Origin of the sequence: Microbacterium sp. Beta (assembly GCF_005502545.1) — a bacterium.
Classification (GTDB): domain Bacteria; phylum Actinomycetota; class Actinomycetes; order Actinomycetales; family Microbacteriaceae; genus Microbacterium; species Microbacterium oxydans.
In genome coordinates, this window is record NZ_SCOG01000009.1 from 25,334 (window position 1) to 44,218 (window position 18,885).

General features: G+C 67.4%; 18 protein-coding genes and 1 tRNA gene. 11 read left to right on the forward strand and 8 right to left on the reverse strand.

From position 1 onward, the window contains the following. Window positions 1-84: 84 nt before the first annotated feature. Window positions 85-160: transfer RNA gene (locus FFS56_RS10865), tRNA-Arg, on the forward strand. A gap of 55 nt (window positions 161-215) precedes the next feature. Here the strand turns inward: FFS56_RS10865 and FFS56_RS10870 are convergent. Further along, window positions 216-485, reverse strand: a complete 270-nt coding sequence (locus FFS56_RS10870) for a hypothetical protein (protein ID WP_052748636.1) — start codon at window positions 483-485, stop codon at window positions 216-218. Window positions 486-690: 205 nt separating this feature from the next. On the opposite strand from FFS56_RS10870, the gene FFS56_RS10875 reads away from it, so the two are divergent. The 4 genes from FFS56_RS10875 to FFS56_RS10890 all read left to right on the forward strand — a co-directional run bounded on the left by FFS56_RS10875 (window position 691) and on the right by FFS56_RS10890 (window position 4,025). After that, window positions 691-1,197, forward strand: coding sequence for a single-stranded DNA-binding protein (locus FFS56_RS10875; protein WP_127012210.1), 507 nt, complete (start codon window positions 691-693; stop codon window positions 1,195-1,197). Window positions 1,198-1,291: 94 nt separating this feature from the next. Further along, window positions 1,292-1,789, forward strand: a complete 498-nt coding sequence (locus FFS56_RS10880; RefSeq protein WP_127012209.1) for a hypothetical protein — start codon at window positions 1,292-1,294, stop codon at window positions 1,787-1,789. 63 nt (window positions 1,790-1,852) lie between these two features. Then, window positions 1,853-3,532 (forward strand): energy-dependent translational throttle protein EttA, encoded by a 1,680-nt coding sequence (gene ettA, locus FFS56_RS10885; protein WP_046747038.1) that lies wholly within the window; start codon window positions 1,853-1,855, stop codon window positions 3,530-3,532. Window positions 3,533-3,539: 7 nt separating this feature from the next. Then, entirely contained in the window at window positions 3,540-4,025 is a 486-nt protein-coding gene (locus FFS56_RS10890; RefSeq protein WP_046747037.1) for a thioesterase family protein, read from the forward strand. Window positions 4,026-4,138: 113 nt separating this feature from the next. Here the strand turns inward: FFS56_RS10890 and FFS56_RS10895 are convergent, their stop codons facing one another. Then, window positions 4,139-5,029: an acyl-CoA thioesterase II gene (locus tag FFS56_RS10895; RefSeq protein ID WP_046747036.1), complete on the reverse strand. Its 891-nt coding sequence runs from the start codon at window positions 5,027-5,029 to the stop codon at window positions 4,139-4,141. 50 nt (window positions 5,030-5,079) lie between these two features. On the opposite strand from FFS56_RS10895, the gene FFS56_RS10900 reads away from it, so the two are divergent. After that, complete coding sequence (locus tag FFS56_RS10900; RefSeq protein ID WP_127012208.1) at window positions 5,080-5,745, forward strand: hypothetical protein; 666 nt, start codon at window positions 5,080-5,082, stop codon at window positions 5,743-5,745. Here the strand turns inward: FFS56_RS10900 and FFS56_RS10905 are convergent. The 5 genes from FFS56_RS10905 to pepN all read right to left on the reverse strand — a co-directional run bounded on the left by FFS56_RS10905 (window position 5,676) and on the right by pepN (window position 13,175). Next, on the reverse strand, window positions 5,676-7,175 hold the full coding sequence (locus FFS56_RS10905; protein WP_208644272.1) for a serine hydrolase domain-containing protein: 1,500 nt from the start codon (window positions 7,173-7,175) through the stop codon (window positions 5,676-5,678). The genes FFS56_RS10900 and FFS56_RS10905 overlap by 70 nt on opposite strands. Window positions 7,176-7,294: 119 nt before the next feature. After that, window positions 7,295-8,959 carry an FAD-binding dehydrogenase gene (locus FFS56_RS10910; RefSeq protein WP_127012207.1) on the reverse strand — a complete coding sequence of 555 codons (1,665 nt, stop codon included), beginning with the start codon at window positions 8,957-8,959 and terminating at the stop codon, window positions 7,295-7,297. Then, window positions 8,956-9,405 carry a globin gene (locus FFS56_RS10915; RefSeq protein ID WP_127012206.1) on the reverse strand — a complete coding sequence of 150 codons (450 nt, stop codon included), beginning with the start codon at window positions 9,403-9,405 and terminating at the stop codon, window positions 8,956-8,958. Before FFS56_RS10915 ends, FFS56_RS10910 begins: the two co-directional genes overlap by 4 nt. Continuing rightward, the gene (locus FFS56_RS10920; RefSeq protein WP_127012205.1) at window positions 9,402-10,475 is read right to left on the reverse strand and encodes a mechanosensitive ion channel domain-containing protein; all 1,074 of its coding nucleotides are present in this window, start codon (window positions 10,473-10,475) and stop codon (window positions 9,402-9,404) included. Before FFS56_RS10920 ends, FFS56_RS10915 begins: the two co-directional genes overlap by 4 nt. A gap of 147 nt (window positions 10,476-10,622) precedes the next feature. Then, the gene (gene pepN, locus FFS56_RS10925) at window positions 10,623-13,175 is read right to left on the reverse strand and encodes an aminopeptidase N (RefSeq protein WP_046747032.1); all 2,553 of its coding nucleotides are present in this window, start codon (window positions 13,173-13,175) and stop codon (window positions 10,623-10,625) included. 179 nt (window positions 13,176-13,354) lie between these two features. On the opposite strand from pepN, the gene FFS56_RS10930 reads away from it, so the two are divergent. From FFS56_RS10930 to FFS56_RS10950, 5 genes are read left to right on the forward strand one after another with little or no spacing between them, the layout of a single operon-like run. Continuing rightward, window positions 13,355-14,539 (forward strand): ferrochelatase, encoded by a 1,185-nt coding sequence (locus tag FFS56_RS10930; protein ID WP_127012204.1) that lies wholly within the window; start codon window positions 13,355-13,357, stop codon window positions 14,537-14,539. A gap of 38 nt (window positions 14,540-14,577) precedes the next feature. Further along, on the forward strand, window positions 14,578-15,063 hold the full coding sequence (locus tag FFS56_RS10935; protein WP_046747030.1) for a ribose-5-phosphate isomerase: 486 nt from the start codon (window positions 14,578-14,580) through the stop codon (window positions 15,061-15,063). Between the two features lies 1 nt (window position 15,064). Beyond that, window positions 15,065-16,063, forward strand: a complete 999-nt coding sequence (locus tag FFS56_RS10940; protein WP_127012203.1) for a DNA-formamidopyrimidine glycosylase family protein — start codon at window positions 15,065-15,067, stop codon at window positions 16,061-16,063. Window positions 16,064-16,101: 38 nt separating this feature from the next. Further along, complete coding sequence (locus FFS56_RS10945; protein ID WP_127012202.1) at window positions 16,102-16,749, forward strand: FMN-binding negative transcriptional regulator; 648 nt, start codon at window positions 16,102-16,104, stop codon at window positions 16,747-16,749. Next, window positions 16,746-18,242: an amidohydrolase family protein gene (locus tag FFS56_RS10950; protein ID WP_171010942.1), complete on the forward strand. Its 1,497-nt coding sequence runs from the start codon at window positions 16,746-16,748 to the stop codon at window positions 18,240-18,242. The genes FFS56_RS10945 and FFS56_RS10950 overlap by 4 nt, the downstream gene beginning before the upstream one ends. 75 nt (window positions 18,243-18,317) lie before the next feature. Here the strand turns inward: FFS56_RS10950 and FFS56_RS10955 are convergent, their stop codons facing one another. After that, window positions 18,318-18,803 carry a DNA starvation/stationary phase protection protein gene (locus FFS56_RS10955; protein WP_127012201.1) on the reverse strand — a complete coding sequence of 162 codons (486 nt, stop codon included), beginning with the start codon at window positions 18,801-18,803 and terminating at the stop codon, window positions 18,318-18,320. Between the last annotated feature and the right edge of the window lie 82 nt (window positions 18,804-18,885).

Here is an 18,885-nt window from a genome sequence, read left to right on the forward strand (position 1 = left end):
GCCATCCTATCGACGGTCCCGACATCCCCGACCGGAACCGGCGTCATGATCGTTCGGCAGGAGCGCGATACTCTAGACGCGTGCGCCTCCGTAGCTCAGGGGATAGAGCAGGAGCCTTCTAATCTCTTGGTCGCAGGTTCGAATCCTGCCGGGGGCACCACGCAGCATCGAATCCCGGTGAGAGACGCGGAAGGGGACCGGCCTCCTGGCCGTCGTCAGGAAGCACGCAGAGCCGCGACCGCGTCGTCCACACGCCAGAACTCGCCGACGACGCGGAACACGCCCGTCGCGAGGTGCAGCCGTTCGGCGCGGTACCGAAGCCCCAGCGGATCGGCGACGATCCGGAGATGACCCAGGATGTGCTCCCGGCGATCCTGCACCCTCCAGAGGTGATCGGCAGCGCGGACCAGATGCTCGCGCGCAGAGGAGAGTCGAGGCGTCGCGAACGGGACGTCGGGTAGGGAGGTGGTCAGGTGGTCGGACATCGGTACTCCTTTCACGATTCGAAGATATGACCGACCACCGACATTCGCCGTCGCAGGTTCCGTCGCTGTCATCGGGGCTTTCTCTCCACCGTCCGCGCCTTCTGCAATCTGTCCACCGGTCGCGTCTTCACCGCATCCGCGGCCCGATGCTCCCGCGCAAGCTGGAGAAAGCCGGAAGAGACCCGGCGATCGAGAGGATACGAACATGATCGACACCCTGACCATCGTGGGACGAGTCGCCACCGACCCGACGCAGACACAGACAGGCGGAGGGGTCCCTGTCACCAACTTCCGCCTTGCCACCACGCACCGTCGCTTCGATGCCGCGACGCAGACGTGGACGGATTCGGGCACCAACTGGTACTCGGTGGCGGCGTACCGCCACCTCGGAGAGAACGCCAAGGCGTCGCTGCGCACGGGAGACAGCGTCATCGTGACGGGGCGTCTCAAGATCCGCAACTGGGAGAGCAACGGGAAGCACGGCACCAGTGTCGACATCGAGGCAGATGCGATCGGCCATGATCTGCGGTGGGGAACCACGGCGTATCGCCCGCAGCCGCGTCCGCAGACGAGTGCTCCCGACACGTCGACCGAATCACCGGATACGCGTGTCTCCGAGGATGACGTCGATGCGCTGGGCTCGGGGAGAGATTCATCCGCGTTCGCACTCTCCTGGTCGGCACCGGACGTAGAGGTGGCCGGGAGCGCGTGACGGGCGCTGCCTCGGCGACGGCGCACGGCTGCGCGCGTGAACGGGGGCACGAGGGCAGCGCAGGTGTGATGAGAAGGCGACGTAGACTCGGCACGTGCTTCGTCGATCGGTCCTTCCTCCGCCGCGCACAGCCGGTGCACTAGCCGCCGCCGCTGTCGTCGCCATGCTCCTGTCCGGCTGCACGCCGACCGCCGCACCGTCTCCCTCCGCCACGGCCTCCGCCTCACCGGACGCGGAATCGACGGCACCCGTCGGGCCCGTTCTCGTGCCGGATGGTAGCGCCGACGACAATCTGCCGCTGTTCACCGCTACCGCGGAGGGCGTTTGGGCGACCGAGCAGCGCGGCGAAGGTCGGGCGTACATCGACGCGCTGATCGGCGCAGGATTCGATCGCGATTCGATGCAGGTGACCCAGGACCTGACCACGGTGGGCAACCCGGCGGAGAGTCTGCAGTTCTCGGTCCGCTGGGGCAATGACGAGTGCCTCGTCGGCCAGGTCGGCCCTTCCACCGGTCAGGTCATCACGGCGGTTCTCCCGCAGCTCGCGGAGGGGCGCTGTCTCGTCGGCACCACACGTCCGATCGACTGGTGAGATGCCAGGGGGCCGGTAGGCTGGAGTGTCGATCTTCGACGCCAACAGAAGGAGCGGTTTTCGGTGGCTGAGTACATCTACTCGATGGTTCGTGCGCGCAAGGCGGTGGGCGAGAAGCTCATCCTCGACGACGTGACCATGGCGTTCCTCCCCGGGGCCAAGATCGGCATGGTCGGTCCGAACGGCGCGGGTAAGTCGACCATCCTCAAGATCATGGCAGGACTCGACACCCCGTCGAACGGCGAGGCGAAGCTCTCCCCGGGGTTCACGGTCGGCATCCTGATGCAGGAACCTGAACTCGACGAGACCAAGACCGTTCTGGAGAACATCCAGGACGGGATCGCGATCAAGGCCAAGCTCGACCGGTTCAACGAGATCTCCGCTCTGATGGCGGATCCCGATGCCGACTTCGACGCTCTCCTCGCCGAGATGGGCTCGCTTCAGGAGGAGATCGACGCGGCAGACGGTTGGGACCTCGACTCGCAGCTCGAGCAGGCCATGGACGCCCTCCGCACCCCTCCGGGAGACGCGGCCATCGCACCGCTGTCGGGTGGAGAGAAGCGTCGCGTGGCGCTGGCGAAGCTGCTCCTCCAGAAGCCCGATCTGCTGCTGCTGGACGAGCCGACCAACCACCTCGACGCCGAGAGCGTGCTCTGGCTCGAGCAGCACCTCCAGGCATACAAGGGCGCCGTCATCGCGATCACCCACGACCGGTACTTCCTCGACCACGTGGCCGAGTGGATCGCCGAGGTCGACCGCGGCCGCCTGATCGGTTACGAGGGCAACTACTCGACGTACCTGGAGAAGAAGGGCGAACGCCTCGAGATCCAGGGCAAGAAGGACGCCAAGCTCGCCAAGCGCCTCAAAGAGGAGCTGGAGTGGGTGCGTTCCAGCGCGAAGGGTCGCCAGACCAAGTCGAAGGCGCGTCTCGCCCGATACGAGGAGATGGCTTCCGAGGCGGAGCGGACCAGGAAGCTCGACTTCGAGGAGATCCAGATTCCGGCGGGCCCGCGTCTCGGAAGCGTGGTCATCGAGGCCAAGAACCTGAAGAAGGGCTTCGACGGGCGCTCGCTCATCGATGGACTCAGCTTCAGCCTCCCGCCGAACGGCATCGTCGGCGTCATCGGGCCGAACGGTGTGGGAAAGACCACCCTGTTCAAGACCATCGTCGGGCTCGAGCCGCTCGACGGCGGAGACCTGAAGATCGGTGAGACGGTCAAGATCAGCTATGTCGACCAGTCCCGCTCCAACATCGACCCGAACAAGACGCTGTGGGAGGTCGTCTCCGACGGACTCGACTACATCACGGTCGGCAAGACCGAGATCCCGTCGCGCGCCTACGTGTCGAAGTTCGGCTTCAAGGGCCCCGATCAGCAGAAGAAGGCCGGCGTGCTCTCCGGTGGTGAGCGCAACCGCCTCAACCTGGCGCTGACCCTCAAGGAGGGTGGCAACCTGCTTCTTCTCGACGAGCCCACGAACGACCTCGACGTCGAGACCCTGAGCTCACTGGAGAATGCGCTGCTCGAGTTCCCCGGCTGCGCCGTGGTGATCACCCACGACCGGTGGTTCCTCGACCGCATCGCCACGCACATCCTCGCCTACGAGGGAACCGACGAGAAGCCGGACCAGTGGTATTGGTTCGAGGGCAACTTCGAGGCGTACGAGGAGAACAAGATCGAGCGTCTCGGAGCCGATGCCGCCAAGCCGCACCGCTCAACCCACCGCAAGCTGACGCGCGACTGACTCCGTCATGACCGCGACGCCGGGGCCCCGCCTGCACATCCCGATCCAGCTCCGCTGGGGCGATCTGGATGCATTCAACCACGTCAACAACACCTCGATGCTGAAACTGCTCGAGGAGGCTCGCGTGCGAGCGTTCTGGCGTGCGGGCCCCGGCGAGGAGGCTCCATCGACGGCGGTGCTCGATTCGGGCATCGAAGAGGGGATCCTCACGCTGATCGCCCGCCAGGAGATCGAATACCTCGCGCCGGTGCCGTATCAGCGGCGACCGCTCGAGGTGCAGATGTGGTTCGGCAAGCTCGGCGGATCCAGCGTCGAGGTCTGCTACGAGGTACACAACGATCCGACGGCGGAACCTCGTCAGATCTACGCGCGCTCGACGGCGATCATCGTCCTGGTCGACGCGCAGACCGGTCGCCCGACCCGCCTGACCCAGGAGATGCGCGACGTCTGGGAGCCGTACGTCGGCGAATCGATCGAGTACACCCACCGCTGACACCGGCCGCGGTCCCGGTCGCAGCGCGCCTCGACCGGAGCTGCCAGCTCTTCAAGCCGGTCGGGCCAGTCAAACCCGGCAGACGCTTCAGTGCTGCTGGTCAGTGCTGCTCGTCAGTCCTGATCGTCAGGGACGCGGATCATGATCTCCTGCGCGACGCTCGCCGCGAACTCGCCGTCTCGGGTGAAGATCCGGCCAGTGGCGAGTCCCCGTCCGCCGCGCGCGTTCGGCGACTCCTGCACGTACAGGAGCCACTCATCCACCCGCGCGGGCCGGTGCCACCACATCGCATGATCGAGGCTCGCGACTTTGAGACCGGGAAGCGCCCAGTACACGCCGTGCGCCCGAAGGATGGACTCCTGGATCGTCATGTCGCTGAGGTAGGCGAGGGCTGCGCGATGCAGACGCGGGTCGTCGGGGAGCGGAGCCCGCAGGCGCATCCACACGGCCTGCTGCGGTATGCGCTCGTCGTCACTGGGCAGATACAACGGCGAGTCGACGTGACGGATGTCCGCTGCCCGCTCGCTCAGCATCCGGGCCGTCCCGCCGGGGAGCCCCTGCACGCGGGCCTCGTCCGGAGCCAGGTCTTCCGGTGCGGGAATGCCCTCCGGCATCGATGCCGCATGTTCGACACCGGGGTCCGCGTCCTGGAAGGAAGCGATCATCGAGAAGATCGGCACACCGTTCTGGTACGCCTGGGCACGGCGCGTCGAGAAAGAACGTCCGTCGTGGATGCGGTCCACAGAGATCGTGATGCCCTGGCTCGCGTCGCCGGGGCGCAGGAAGTAGCCGTGCATCGAGTGCGCAGCCCGATCCTCGGGGAGCGTGCGTTCGGCAGCCAGGAGCGCCTGAGCGAGGACCTGGCCACCGTAGATCCGTCCGCTCGGCATCGGGTGCGAAGAACCCGTGAAGATGTCCTCCGTGGTCCTTGCCTGCGTCGAATCGAGATCGAGCACTTCGAGCAGTCGCTCGACGGTCCGGGTGGCGTGCTCGTCCGTGCTCATCTGTTCCTCTCCGCGCCCCGAGGCGCCGCTCCGTTGGTAGTTTAGAACGCGTGCCGCATCACCTCCTCCTCGCCGACCCGGACACAGCGAAGGACGTCCTCACGTTCGTGGGACGCGCGTCACGGATCACGGACGAGGGAGTACGGTTGCAGGCGGGGAACGGTGTGCTCGCCCTCACGACCGCGGCGCTCGCTCCCCATGGACTCTTCGACCAGACACCGACGATCCTCGCGATGCGGATCCTGCACGCCGACCCCGAGCTCGAGTGCGACATCGTGGTCGACCAGCTCTCGCAGACCGATGAGCCGCAGCGGCTCGGTCTCCCGGAGACCGGGATGTCGCCCGCCTGGGCCGGGGTGGCTCCGCCCCGTGGCTCTTGGGAGCCCGTAGGCGAGCTCGACGCATCTGTGATCGCGCAGCGCGCGCAGTGGGGAATCTCCGCCGTCGCCCGCGGCGCAGCCCCGGGATCCGGCGAAGAGGCCGTACGCGCCCTGCGTGCGGCGATCTGGGGCGAACCCGACGAGGACCTCGACGGCCTCCCTCGGGGAATCGCCTTCGCTGCCGACGCGATGGGGTTCATCTCCGGTGAGGAGCAGGTCCGCGTGTCGAAGTCGGGGCGGTGGACACGTCTCGCCTTCCGACGTGGTCACGTGCTGTCGCGCGGTCCCGTCGCATCGGGTCTCACGAGCGTCCGGGACACCGGCTCCGCGGGCTGAGATCCTCCGGGCGCCCGCGAGTCCAACCGCAGCGCCACGATCCTGCTCACCAGCGCGCTTGTGCCACCCAGTACGAGCACGAGTCCCAGAGCGTCCAGGAGCGGGAACAGCCAGAGGTCGATCACCCAGTACTGCCAGTTGACGGATCCCCCGAGCAGCCCTGGCACCAGGGGGACGAAGAACCCCGCCACGATGACGAGCGCGAACGGAACGAGCCGGGCACCGGCACGCGACCTCCCCTCTCCGCGCATCCGCCTCGCCCAACGCGGACCTCTCAGCGTCGTGACGAGCAGAACGATCGACGCGAACGCTGTGACACCCAGGAGGATCCTGTTCGCGATATCCAGCGAATTCTCGTACGTCGCCGCGGACGGGTCGCCTTCGATCAGGTGACGCACCAGCTCGCCGGGGGAGCCCACCCCGTTCGTCAGCACCACGGCTGCGGTACCGGTGGTGGTGTCGAAGGCCATCGACCCGCCGAACGTCGCGAGAGTACCCCCGTGCGACAGGACGCCGGGCGCTGGTGCTCCGTCCGGACCGAGGTTCTGCCATCCCAGGGCATACGACACGGCGCCCGGTTGCACAGAATGCAGTTCCTCCCGCAGCACCGGATCCAGGATGTCCGCGCCGACGTCACCCTGGTTGAAACCCAGCCATTGCACCATGTCGGAAAGCGTCGAGACCACACCACCGTTGCCGCCGCATCGGCCGGGCATCTCCGGCATGACATAGGCGACCCCGAGCACCACGGAGTAGCCGGGCGTGAGCCCGTCGACGCTCTGATCACAGGCGTCGACGCTTCGAGAGTCGAGCATCCCGAGCGGGGCGAAAAGCCGCAGACGGAGGAACTCGTCGAGGCTCTGCCCGGAGACGACCTCGACGATGCGGGCCGCCAGCGAGTAGTTCGTGTTGTGGTATTCGAAACGAGCACCCGGATCCGCGACGAGTCGTCGTCCTGTGAGTTCAGCCACCACCGCCCGCGTGTTGCGCGGCGCCGGCAGCGAGAACTCGTCGTTCGTCTGCAGCGAGAGCCCCGACGTATGAGACAAGAGCTGTCTGATCGTGATGTCCCGATGCCTGGGGTCGGCCATCGTGAATTCAGGGAGCCGCTCGACGACGAGGTCGTCGAGCGCCAGCGCTCCATCCTGCACGAGGAGCATGATCGCGGTCGCCGTGATCGACTTGCTCATCGACGCGATCCGGAACGGCGTCTGCGGAGTGATCGGGTCGCCCGCTCCGTCACGGCCGTGCACGATCAGGTCGACGTCACCATTCGAGATGACCGCTGCCGCGACCCCGGGCGTCGCGAACGCCTCGGCGTAGCTCCTGACCGCGCTTTCATGCGCCGTCGACGCATCGGCGGCGGCAGCGGAGAGCGTACCGCCGAGGATCGATGCCGAGACGAGACCGAGGATGCAGAGGATGCGCACGAGTCCACGGTAGGGAGCAGGACGCGACGACTCGAGACCCGCCGCCGCCGCTTCGGGTTACCCCGAACAAGCAGGATGGATGCCCCGAAGAGGTTCACCCGGAAAGCCCGGGACCGAGATCATCCGGCCAGAGCCGCAGCCCGTCCGCCGATGCGGCCGGAGAACAGACACCCGCCGAGGAACGTCCCCTCGAGCGCACGGTAGCCGTGCACTCCGCCACCGCCGAAACCGCTCGCCTCGCCAGCGGCGTACAACCCGGGGATCGGCTCGCCGACCGCGTTCAGCGCGCGCCCTTGGAGGTCGGTGTTGATGCCGCCGAGCGACTTGCGGGTGAGCACGTGCAGCTTCACCGCGACGAGCGGCCCCGCGGCCGGATCCTGAAGGCGATGCGGAGCCGCCGTTCGGATGAGCTTGTCGCCTCGATAGCTGCGCATGGAACGGAGCATGCCGATCTGCGCATCCTTCGTGAAGTCGTTCTCCATCTCCCGATCGCGGGCGAGCACCTCGCGCCGCACGTTGTCGATGTCCAGCACCTCGCCGCCGGCGTGCCTCTGCATCTGCTCCAGCAGCGAATCGAGGTCGTTCTCCACGATGAAGTCCTCACCCTCGTCGAGGAACGCCTGCACCGGCCCTGTGGGCCCCTTCGCCAGGCGGGACTTCAACAGGAGGCCCACGTCCTTCCCGGTGAGGTCGGGGTTCTGCTCGCTTCCGGAGAGGGCGAACTCCTTCTCGACGATCTGGCGCGACGTGACGAACCAGGAGTGGTCGTGCCCGGTCGTGCGCAGATGAGCGAGAGTCCCGAGAGTGTCGAATCCGGGGAACAGCGGCACGGGCAGGCGAGTGCCGGTCGCGTCGAACCACAGCGAGGACGGCCCGGGGAGGATGCGGATCCCGTGCGACGGCCATACCGGATCCCAGTTGGCGATGCCTTCGACGTAGTGCCACATGCGATCGCCGTTGATCAGCCGGGCACCGGCGGCTTCGCTCACGCCGTGCATCGAGCCGTCGACATACGCGGGCACCCCGGTGAGCATGTGCTCCGGTGCAGTGCCGAGGCGCGCGGGCCAAGCGGCGCGTACAAGGTCGTGGTTTCCACCGATGCCGCCCGACGAGACGATGGTCGCTGTCGCCGTGATCTCGAAATCGTCGACGACGTCGCGCGATGAAGGCTCACCGCGCTTCGACCCGCTCGTCGCGAGGATCTGCCCGCGTGCCCCGGTGACGGTTCCGTCGGTCACCAGCAGCTCGGAGACGCGGTGGCGGGGGAGCACGGTCAGGCGCCCCTCTCGCTCCCCTTGCTCGACAGCTGCGGCGAATGGCGCGACGATTCCCGGGCCGGTGCCCCACGTGATATGGAAGCGGGGCACGGAGTTGCCAGGTCCGATAGCGCCGTAGCCGCCGCGCTCCGCCCAGCCGACGACGGGGAAGAAGCCGACCCCACGTTCACGGAGCCACGCGCGCTTCTCGCCGGCGGCGAACTGCAGGTACGCCTCGGCCCATCGCCGGGGCCACTCGTCTTCCGGTCGATCGAATCCGGCGTTGCCCAACCAGTCCTGGGTCGCCAGTTCCAACGAGTCCTTGATGCCGAGGCGCCGCTGCTCGGGGGAGTCGATGAAGAACAGCCCTCCGAACGACCACCAGGCCTGCCCACCGAGGTTCGTGCGCGGTTCCTGATCCACCAGGATGACACGCCGCCCGGCATCGAGCGCCTCGGCGGCGGCGACCAGGCCCGCCAACCCCCATCCGATCACCAGGACGTCTGCGGACAGGGGCGTTGTCGTCATGGGGTCTCCGTTGATTCCTGACGTGAGAGGGTCTCGAGCGTGGGCCGGCCGCCGGGTCCGGCGCCGATCCCGGAAGGTTCGCGTGTGTTCACCATGGCATAGGCCGCGCGCTCCAGGTAGTCCCACAGCGTGGTTTCGTGCAGGGGAGACAACTGCGCCTCGTCGAGAGCGGTGCGCATGTGACGAAGCCAACGGTCCCGCGCATCCGCATCGATGTGGAACGGCATGTGCCTCATGCGCAGTCGGGGATGCCCGCGGGTCTCACCGTACGTCGTGGGGCCGCCCCAGTACTGCTCGAGGAACATCCGAAGACGGTCTTCGGCAGGGCCGAGGTCTTCCTCCGGGTACATGGGCTTCATGACGGGGTCCAGCGCGACCTCGCGGTAGAACACGGAGACGATCTTCCGGAAGGTCTCGTGCCCGCCGATCTCGTCGTAGAAGGTCACTTCTGGGTGCTCCCGTCGTCGTTCGGCTTCTTCCTCCGCCAGATACCTCGGTCGGGGACCACCGGCACGCCGGTCACCGCGTTCGGGCGCGTTCTGGGCGGGTTCGCACCGCGGACCCGCCGAGCCCCGTCGAGCCCCGTCGGCACCACGTCGACCATGCGGGGCACCCCGATCTCCTTCTCGAGGAGGGCGGCACGCAGGCGGCGACGCAGCTCCTGGGCCACGTCGTCCTTGGCATTGGCCCTGGCCTTGATGACGATACGCACCACGAGCGCGTCTCCGTCGATGGACTCCAAGCCCCACAGCTCGGGCTTCTCGATGATGCGCGTACGCCACTTCGGGTCCTTCGACAGTCCCTGCGCGGTCTCGAGCATGATGTGCTCGACCTGTTCGAGGTCGGAGTCGGCCGGCACGCCGATGTCGATGATGGAGCGCGCCCACCCCTGCGACATGTTGCCGATCCGGGTCACCTCACCGTTGCGCACGTACCAGAGCGTGCCGTTGACGTCACGCACCTGGGTGATGCGCACACTCACGTATTCGACCACACCGCTCGCGAGACCGAGATCCACCACATCGCCGATGCCGATCTGGTCCTCGGCCACGAGGAACATGCCGTTGAGCACGTCCTTGACGATGTTCTGGGCGCCGAAACCGAGACCAGCGCCGACCGCAGCGGTCAGGAGGGTCAGTGAGCCGAGCAAGCTGTTGTCGATCGCGTTCACGATGAGCACGATCGCGATCACGACCAGCATCACGTTCACGATGTTCTGCAGGATCGTGCCGAGCGTGCGTGTGCGCTGCACCAGGCGCATATCCGCGAGCGGAGAGCGCTCGAGTGCCTGAGTGTCGTCGACCGACGCCTTGTTCTTCGCGCTGTCGACGATGCGGTGCACCACACGTCGGATGACGAGCCGCAGGACGAGCCCGATCACGATGCAGCTGACGATGATGATGGCGACCGCGATTGCCTTCATGCCGACCTCGCCGAGCCAAGCGAGCAGCGCCTTCACCCAGTCGGGGAGGGGGATCTCCGCAGGTGGTTCGGTGACAGTGGAGGGAAGAATCATCACCTCCGATCCTAGCGAGCGGGCCTCTGTGCGGGCTGGGTGGAACCCCGCGTCAAAACGGAGACCATCCGGCCCGACCGCAGCGTGTCATTGGTGGACACACGGGGATCAGAGCGGATGGTCTCCGTTTTCGCCGGTGTTCGGGTATCAGTCCTCGGCGTCGCGGGCCTGCGCGGCCAGGGCGCGCTCGACATCGGCGAGGTTCTCGAGCACGAGCCGTCGCAGAGCAGGGGCGACATCCTGGTGCTCCGAGAGCCAGCCGCGGGTCGCGTCGCGCAGGGCGATGTCCGCCAGTGCGGTCGGGAACAGCCCCACGATCAGGTACTGCGCGATCTGGTAGGTCCGCGACTCCCAGATCGGCAGCAGCATGTCGAAGTACGCCGGGACGAACTCCTCGAGCACCGCAGCCCCCGCCGGGTGGGTGAACCCGAGTGCTGCGGAGCGCACGATCGTGTTCGGAGCATCATCGCGCTCGATCAACGACGCCCACGCGGCCTTCTTGGAGGCGGAGTCCGGCAGGGACGCGCGTGCCTGAGCCGCGAACTCCCCACCCTTCGCGGTGTTGTCCGCGGCGAGAGCGGCATCGATCGTGGCGGCGTCCGTCGCGCCGATCGTGGCGAGCCCGGCGAGCAGCTGCCAGTTCAGGTCAGCGTCGATCTCCAGCCCGGGGAGCGTGTCCTCACCGGAGCGCAGACGTCCGACGATGCCCGCGTGCTCAGGAGTGACCAGAGCGTTGGCGAAGGCCGTGACGAACTGCAGCTGGCTGTCGCTGCCGGGGTCGGCCGACTCTGCCAGGCTCCACAGACCATCCGCCACCTTGAGGCGCGCGGCCTCGCGGTCGGCCGGTGCGACGTAGAGGTTCGCCGCGGTGCGCAGCTGCGCGAGCGTGGTGCGCACCGTCGTCGACTCGGTCTCACGCCCGATGTTGCCGAGCACGAGGTCGATGTACTCGGAAGCGCCGGTCTCGGCGTCGCGGGTCTGATCCCATGCCGCGCCCCAGACGAGCGAACGGGCGAGCGGGTCGTGGATGTCGGCGAGGTGTGCGATCGCGGTGGCCAGAGACTTCTCGTCGAGGCGGATCTTCGCGTAGGCGAGGTCGTTGTCGTTGAGGAGCACGAGGTCGGGGCGGGTGAGACCCTGCAGCTCGGGGATCTCGGTGCGGTCGCCGTCGACGTCCACTTCGAGGTAGTGCGTGCGGGTGAGCGAGCCGTCCGTGAGGGTGTAGAAGCCGATGCCGAGACGGTGCGGACGGATGGTCGGGTAGTCGGCCGGAGCGGTCTGCGTGATCGCGAAGCGCGAGATCGTGCCGTCGTGGCCCTCGGCGATGACCGGCTCCAGCGTGTTCACGCCGGCGGTCTCCAGCCACTTCTTGGACCACGTGCCGAGGTCGCGGCCGCTGGTGGCTTCGAGCTCGGTGAGCAGGTCGCTGAGCTCCGTGTTGCCCCAGGAGTGCTTCTGGAAGTACTGCGAGACGCCCGAGAAGAACGCCTCGATACCGACCCAGGCGGCCAGCTGCTTCAGGACGGAGCCGCCCTTGGCGTAGGTGATCCCATCGAAGTTCACCTGCACGTCTTCGAGGTCGTTGATCTCGGCGACGATCGGGTGGGTCGAGGGGAGCTGGTCCTGGCGGTAGGCCCAGGTCTTCTCCATGGCGTTGAACGTGGTCCATGCCTCGGTCCACTCCGTGGCCTCCGCCGTGGCGATGGTCGAGGCCCACTCGGCGAACGACTCGTTCAGCCAGAGGTCGTTCCACCACTTCATGGTGACGAGGTCGCCGAACCACATGTGAGCGAGCTCGTGCAGGATCGTGACGACGCGACGTTCCTTGACGGCGTCCGTCACCTTGCTGCGGAAGACGTAGGTCTCGGTGAAGGTGACGGCTCCCGCGTTCTCCATGGCGCCGGCGTTGAACTCCGGCACGAAGAGCTGGTCGTACTTGGCGAACGGGTACGGCACGCCGAACTTCGACTCGAAGTAGGCGAAGCCCTCGCGGGTCTTGTCGAAGATGTAGTCGGCGTCGAGGTGCTGCCACAGGCTCTTGCGGCCGTACACGCCGAGGGGGATGACGCGGCCGGAGGCGCTCGTCAGCTCCGAGAAGGTCGACTCGTAGGGACCGGCGACCAACGCCGTGATGTACGAGGAGATGCGCGGCGTCGGCTCGAAGCCCCACGTGGCGGTGACGTCATCGTCGTGCACGATGGGCTCGGGGGTGGGCGAGTTGGAGACGACCTTCCATGCGGCCGGTGCGGTCACGGTGAACTGGAACGTCGCTTTGAGATCGGGTTGCTCGAAGACCGCGAACACTCGACGTGAGTCGGGCACCTCGAACTGCGAGTAGAGGTAGACCTCGCCATCGACGGGATCGACGAAACGGTGCAGGCCCTCGCCGGTGTTCGTGTACTCGCAGTCGGCGTCCACGACGAGGACGTTCTCCGCCTGGAGTCCCTCGAGCGTGATGCGCGAGTCGGCGAAGACCTCGTCGGGGTCGAGCTGTTCCCCGTTGAGCGAGATCTCACGGACTTCCCGCGCGATCAGATCGATGAAGGTGAAGCTCTCGGGCGTGGCGGTGAAGCGGACGACGCTCCGAGAGCCGAAGACCTCGGCGCCCTTGGTCAGATCGAGGGCGACTTCGTAGGACTGCGTGTCGACGACGTCGCGGCGCTCCTGCGCTTCGATACGGGTGAGGTTCTCTCCAGGCACAGCTGTACTCCCAGGGGTGAGGGGATGTCACCGGGGCTGGGCGCAGTTGGCGCCGACGGCAACCCTGACAGCCTACGCCAGTGCGGGGAATGCCTGATCTCCATCGCGGTGCAGGGGAATCGGATAGAAACGGTGCTCGCGCGCACTCCGGCACTCCGTAGAAGTGGGAGGATGGACGGGTGACTGCGATCGAGCCGAATGTCGTCCCCTTTGCCTCGCCTGCTGCCTCCGGTGGTGCACCTTTCGTGACCGCACCGGTCGCCTATGACGCGATCCTTCTCGCCGGATTCGGCGGGCCCGAGGGCCAGGAGGATGTGATCCCGTTCCTCAGGAACGTGACGCGCGGCCGCGGCATCCCCGACGAGCGGCTCGAGGAAGTCGCGCACCACTACCGCCACTTCGGCGGGGTGAGTCCGATCAACGGTCAGAACCGCGTGCTCAAGGAGGCGCTGCAGAACGCTCTCGCCGAGCGGGGCATCACGCTCCCGGTCTACTGGGGCAACCGCAACTGGGCGCCGTACCTGGAAGAGGTCGTGACCGAGGCGTCGAGCAACGGGCACAACACCCTGCTCGCCTTCGCCACGAGTGCGTACAGCTCGTTCTCCAGCTGCCGCCAGTACCGGGAGGACTTCGCCCGCATCCTGGAGGAGACCGGCCTGGGCGAGACCGTCACGATCGACAAGATCCGCCCGTTCTACGATCACCCCGGCTTCGTCGAGGCGTTCGAGACCGGTGTCCGTGAGGCCATCGAGAACTTCCTCGCCGAAGGCATCGCAGCCGCGGACATCCAGATCCTCTTCTCGACGCACAGCATCCCCACCGCCGACGCCGAGCGCTCGGGTGCCCGCGACATCGAGTGGGGTGAGGGCGGCGCCTATGCCGCGCAGCACCTCGCCGTCGCCGCGTGGGTCATGGATCGCGTCCGCCAGACCGTCCCGGCGGCCGCCGACGTGTCGTGGGAGCTCGTCTACCAGTCCCGCTCCGGTCCCGCCTCGCAGCCGTGGCTCGAGCCCGATGTCTGCGACGTGATCGGCGAGCTGCCCGAGCGCGGACGCAAGGCCGTCGCCGTCGTGCCGGTGGGATTCATGAGCGACCACATGGAGGTCCTGTGGGACCTCGACACCGAGGCGGCGGAGGCCGCGGAGGAAGCGGGACTCTCCTTCACCCGTACTCCGACCCCCGGCGTATCGCCGGCATTCGTCGCGGGCATCGTCGATCTGATCGAGGAGCGCCTCCAGGGGCGTCCCAACGAGGAACGCGCTCACGTCACTTCCCTTCCCGGCGGGTTCGACGTGTGCCGCCCCGGTTGTTGCGAGAACATCCGGGCGGGCTTCAAGCCGGCTGCCGCAGGCGTCGCTCCGTGACCTCTCGGTGACCGGCGCGCGCTTCTAGGATGGGACACATGCGCATCCATATCGCCACCGACCACGCGGGCCTCGACTTCTCCACGCAGCTGCAGGACCATCTGCGCGCCGCCGGGCACGAGGTCGTCGATCACGGTCCCGTCGAGTACGACGCGGTCGACGACTACCCGGCGTTCTGCATCCGCGCGGCGCAGGCCGTCATCGCCGATCAGCGTGCGGGCGTCGAGGCGCTCGGCGTCGTCTTCGGGGGCTCCGGAAACGGCGAGCAGATCGCCGCGAACAAGGTCGAGGGCGTACGTGCGGCGCTCGTCTGGAACCTCTCGACCGCGGAGCTGGCCCGCGAGCACAACGATGCGAACGTGATCTCCATCGGCGCGCGTCAGCACACGTACGACGAGGTCACCTCGTTCATCGACCGCTTCATCACGACCCCGTTCTCGGGCGACGAGCGCCACGTGCGGCGCATCGGACAGATCGCCGACTTCGAACGCGACGGCTCACTGCTCCCGGACCCGCGGGCCTGACATGCCCGAGGGTCATTCCGTCCACCGGATCGCTCGGCAGTTCGACCGCAACTTCGTCGGCAAGACGCTGAGCGCTTCCAGCCCGCAGGGTCGGTTCGCCGAGGGAGCATCCCTGCTCGACGGCCGTGCCGCGGTGAGCGTGCAGGCGGTCGGCAAGCAGATGTTCCTGGAGACGGAAGGCGACCTGTGGCTCCGGGTGCATCTCGGCCTGTATGGAGCGTGGGACTTCGCCGGTGAGATCGTCGTCGACCCGACCATCGCCTCCGCCAACGGCCGTATGGGCCAGACCAATCAGCGGGGCACGATCCTCGAGGACGCGATCCTCGATGATGCGGGGGAGAACTCGCTGTCCTCGATCGGTGCGCCCCGACGCACGCGGGTGCACGTGCGCATGTCCGAGCAGACGAAGGGGCTCGCTGATGAGGGCATGGAGTGGCCGCCGCCCGTGGTCGGCCAGGTTCGACTGCGTCTGATGACCGACATCACCGCGGCCGACCTCCGAGGGCCGACCGCGTGCGTCCTGCAGACGCCTGAGGAGATGCTCGCGACCGTCGCAAAACTGGGCCCTGACCCGCTGGTCGGCGATCCGGTCGAGAACGAGGAGCGTTTCGTCCGCGCTGTCAGGAAGAAGCCGACGGTGATCGCACTCCTGCTCATGGACCAGTCGGTCGTGAGCGGCATCGGGAACGTCTACCGCGCCGAGATGCTGTTCCGGCAGAGGCTGAACCCGCACACGCCGGGTCGCGACGTTCCCGAAGACGTCGTGCGCGCGCTCTGGCACGACTGGGTGCGTCTGCTCGCCATCGGTGTGGAGACGGGGCAGATGATGACGATGGACGGTCTGACCGGCCCGGACTACCGCGCCGCCATGGCCAACCGGGACGATCGTCACTGGGTCTATCACCGCGCTGGTCTGCCCTGCCGTATCTGCGGGACCGAGATCGCGCTGGAGGAGATCGGCGCTCGGAAGCTGTACTGGTGCCCGCGTTGCCAGGCATGATCCGCCCGCGCCGCCACCACCGGATCTAGGCTGATCGAATGCGACAGAATCCCAGCTTCACGCTGGCCGATGTGCCCGAGATCCGCCGCGTGATCGAGGCGAACCCCTGGGCGACGATCATGAGCTCTGGCGGGGAGGGGCTCGTGGCCTCGCACTACGCCGTCCTGCTCGACGACGCCCACGACGACCTCACCGTCGTGGGTCACGTGGGTCGTCCTGACGACCTCATCCACGGGCTGGGGGAGGACCGAGAGATGCTGGTGGCCTTCCATGGCCCACACGGCTACATCTCGCCCGGATGGTACGGCGATGTGCCCGCGGTACCGACCTGGAACTACACCGCTGTCCATCTGTCCGGCGTTCCCGAGATCCTGAGCGCCGAGGAGAACCTCGTCGTGCTCGACCGCCTCGTCGCGCACTTCGAATCCCTGATGCCGGAACCGCGACGCATGTGGGAGCGCCCCAACGACGCGGCCTACGTGGAGCGGCTGGCCGCGGGAACGGTGGGTTTCCGATTGACACCGACACGAGTCGTCGCCAAGAGGAAGCTCAGCCAGAACAAGGCGCCGGAGACGATCGAGACGGTGATCGAGGAGCTCTCCGGCGACGGACCCTACGCGAACCCGGCCCTCGCCGCGGAGATGCGGCGCGCGCAGGACGCACGCCGAGGAGGGGTACAGCAGTGACCGAACGCGGCGCCGCCATCGACACCATCACAGCCGTGCGGATCGCCGGACCAGGACGCGAGTTCCTGATGGACGACGAACCGGTCGACATCTTCATCGCCGATGGACGCATAGTCGACATCGCCCCGACCGGTGCTCTGTCCGCCCGCGGCCGCGTCCTCGCCGCCGACGGCGCCTGGGCGGTTCCCGGGCTCTGGGACAACCACGTCCACACCGTCCAATGGGCGCTGACATCGGAGCGCGCGCCGCTCGGACACGCGGAATCCGCAGCGGCCGCAGCGGGTGCGATGAGTGGTGTTCCCCCGCTGGCGGACGGTCGACGCGTCGGGACCGGTTTCCGAGATGCGCTATGGCCGGATCGTCCGTCACTCGAACTCCTGGACACAGCCACCGGCGGCGTTCCCACCTACCTCATCAACGCCGACGTCCACAGCGTCTGGTTGAACAGCGCTGCACTCGCTCGTGAGGGCTTCCGCAGCGAGGACGGCGTGCTGCGCGAGACCGATGCTTTCGAGATCTCGCGGCGCCTCAATGCCGTCGACGCCGCTCATGGTGACCGTGCGATGGTGCGGGCAGGGGAGCAGGCCGCGGCTCGAGGCGTCACCGGCCTCGTCGACTTCGACATGGCGTGGAGTGCGGAAGCGTGGCCGCGACGGGTGCAGGCGGGCTTCGCCTCCCATCGCGTCGAGTTCGCGGTGTACCCGTTCGACCTCGAACGCGCCATCGACGCCGGGCTCCGCACGGGTGAACTCCGTGAACAGACCGAGACTCCGTCCCGCGGGGCGGGGCTTGTGCGCGTCGGGCCGCTGAAGATCATCACAGACGGTTCCCTGGGCACTCGGACAGCCGCGTGCTCGCACGCCTACCCGGGAGATCCTGGCAACTTCGGCATGCTCACGGTGCCCTCCGACGAGTTGGTCGACCTCCTCACCCGCGCGACCGGCGCAGGACTGGGGGTGGCGGTCCACGCGATCGGCGACAGGGCCATCACCTCGGCGCTGGATGCCTTCACCACCACGGGCGCAGCCGGATCGATAGAGCATGTCCAGCTCGTGCGACACACCGACCTCACGCGGTTCGCTCGCCTCGGTGTGATCGCCAGCGTTCAGCCGCAGCACGCCGTCGATGATCGCGATCTGGTGGACCGGCACTGGTCGGAGCAGACCTCGATCGGCTATCCCCTCGCATCACTGCGCGCATCAGGGGCACAGTTGCGCTTCGGTTCCGACGCCCCGGTGGCCCCGCTCGATCCGTGGCAGGCCATCTCCGCAGCGGTGTCCCGGACGGCCGACGCGCGAGCAGCATGGCATCCGGAAGAGCGGATCACGGTCGACCAGGCACTGGAAGCGAGCGTGCGTACTTCGCTGCGGCCGGGTGAGCCCGCCGACATCGTCCTGTGTGCGGCGGACCCGCTGACGTCGACGGGGCCGGCTCTGCGCTCGATGAGCGTGCTCTCCACCGTCTTGGGGGGATACGTCACACACGCGCACTGATGGGTTACTCGTGCAGCAAGGGCGGCCCTCGGAGAACCGAGGACCGCCCTTGCCACGTTCAGACGATGTCTGCGATCAGGCCGCGATGTGCGAGACGAGGAACCAACGGTCCTTCTCGAGGCCGCGCTGGATCTCGATCGCGACGTCCTGGCTGGTGAGGTCGACCTCGTCGAGGCCTTCCACAGCGGCCTTGACGTCGACGAGGACGGCGTCGATGTCGGAGATCACCGCGCGGATCAGCTCGTCGGACTGTGCGAAGCCGGCCGCGACCGACGTCGAGCCCGCCTTCTCCGCGACGGCGCTCACGCGTGCATCGATCGGCAGACCGAGAGCGACGATACGCTCAGCGGCGGTGTCGGCGAAGTCGCCGGCGTGGGCGACGATCGTGTCGAGCAGCTCGTGCACGCCGACGAAGTTCGCGCCGCGGACATGCCAGTGGGCCTGCTTGCCGTTGATGGTCAGTGCCTGGAGACCGAGGACGACAGGGGAGAGGAACTGGGCCGCCCCTGCAGCCACGGTCGGGTCGATGGCGGTGGTGGAAACGGTCTGTGCCTTGCTCATCTTGTGCTCCTCCGGAACGGTTTCTCGTATCTGATGAAGACAACGCTACTCAGCGTCAGACATTCCGCAAGCAAGCTGAGGC

What these genes read in the sequence shown, in the direction of transcription:
- FFS56_RS10870 (WP_052748636.1), bottom strand. Translation starts at nt 485, where the DNA reads ATGTCCGACCACCTGACCACCTCCCTACCCGACGTCCCGTTCGCGACG.
- FFS56_RS10940 (WP_127012203.1), top strand. Translation starts at nt 15,065, where the DNA reads ATGCCCGAGGGTCATTCCGTCCACCGGATCGCTCGGCAGTTCGACCGC.
- FFS56_RS10910 (WP_127012207.1), bottom strand. Translation starts at nt 8,959, where the DNA reads ATGACGACAACGCCCCTGTCCGCAGACGTCCTGGTGATCGGATGGGGG.
- FFS56_RS10895 (WP_046747036.1), bottom strand. Translation starts at nt 5,029, where the DNA reads ATGAGCACGGACGAGCACGCCACCCGGACCGTCGAGCGACTGCTCGAA.
- FFS56_RS10935 (WP_046747030.1), top strand. Translation starts at nt 14,578, where the DNA reads ATGCGCATCCATATCGCCACCGACCACGCGGGCCTCGACTTCTCCACG.
- FFS56_RS10875 (WP_127012210.1), top strand. Translation starts at nt 691, where the DNA reads ATGATCGACACCCTGACCATCGTGGGACGAGTCGCCACCGACCCGACG.
- FFS56_RS10920 (WP_127012205.1), bottom strand. Translation starts at nt 10,475, where the DNA reads ATGATTCTTCCCTCCACTGTCACCGAACCACCTGCGGAGATCCCCCTC.
- FFS56_RS10945 (WP_127012202.1), top strand. Translation starts at nt 16,102, where the DNA reads ATGCGACAGAATCCCAGCTTCACGCTGGCCGATGTGCCCGAGATCCGC.
- FFS56_RS10890 (WP_046747037.1), top strand. Translation starts at nt 3,540, where the DNA reads ATGACCGCGACGCCGGGGCCCCGCCTGCACATCCCGATCCAGCTCCGC.
- FFS56_RS10955 (WP_127012201.1), bottom strand. Translation starts at nt 18,803, where the DNA reads ATGAGCAAGGCACAGACCGTTTCCACCACCGCCATCGACCCGACCGTG.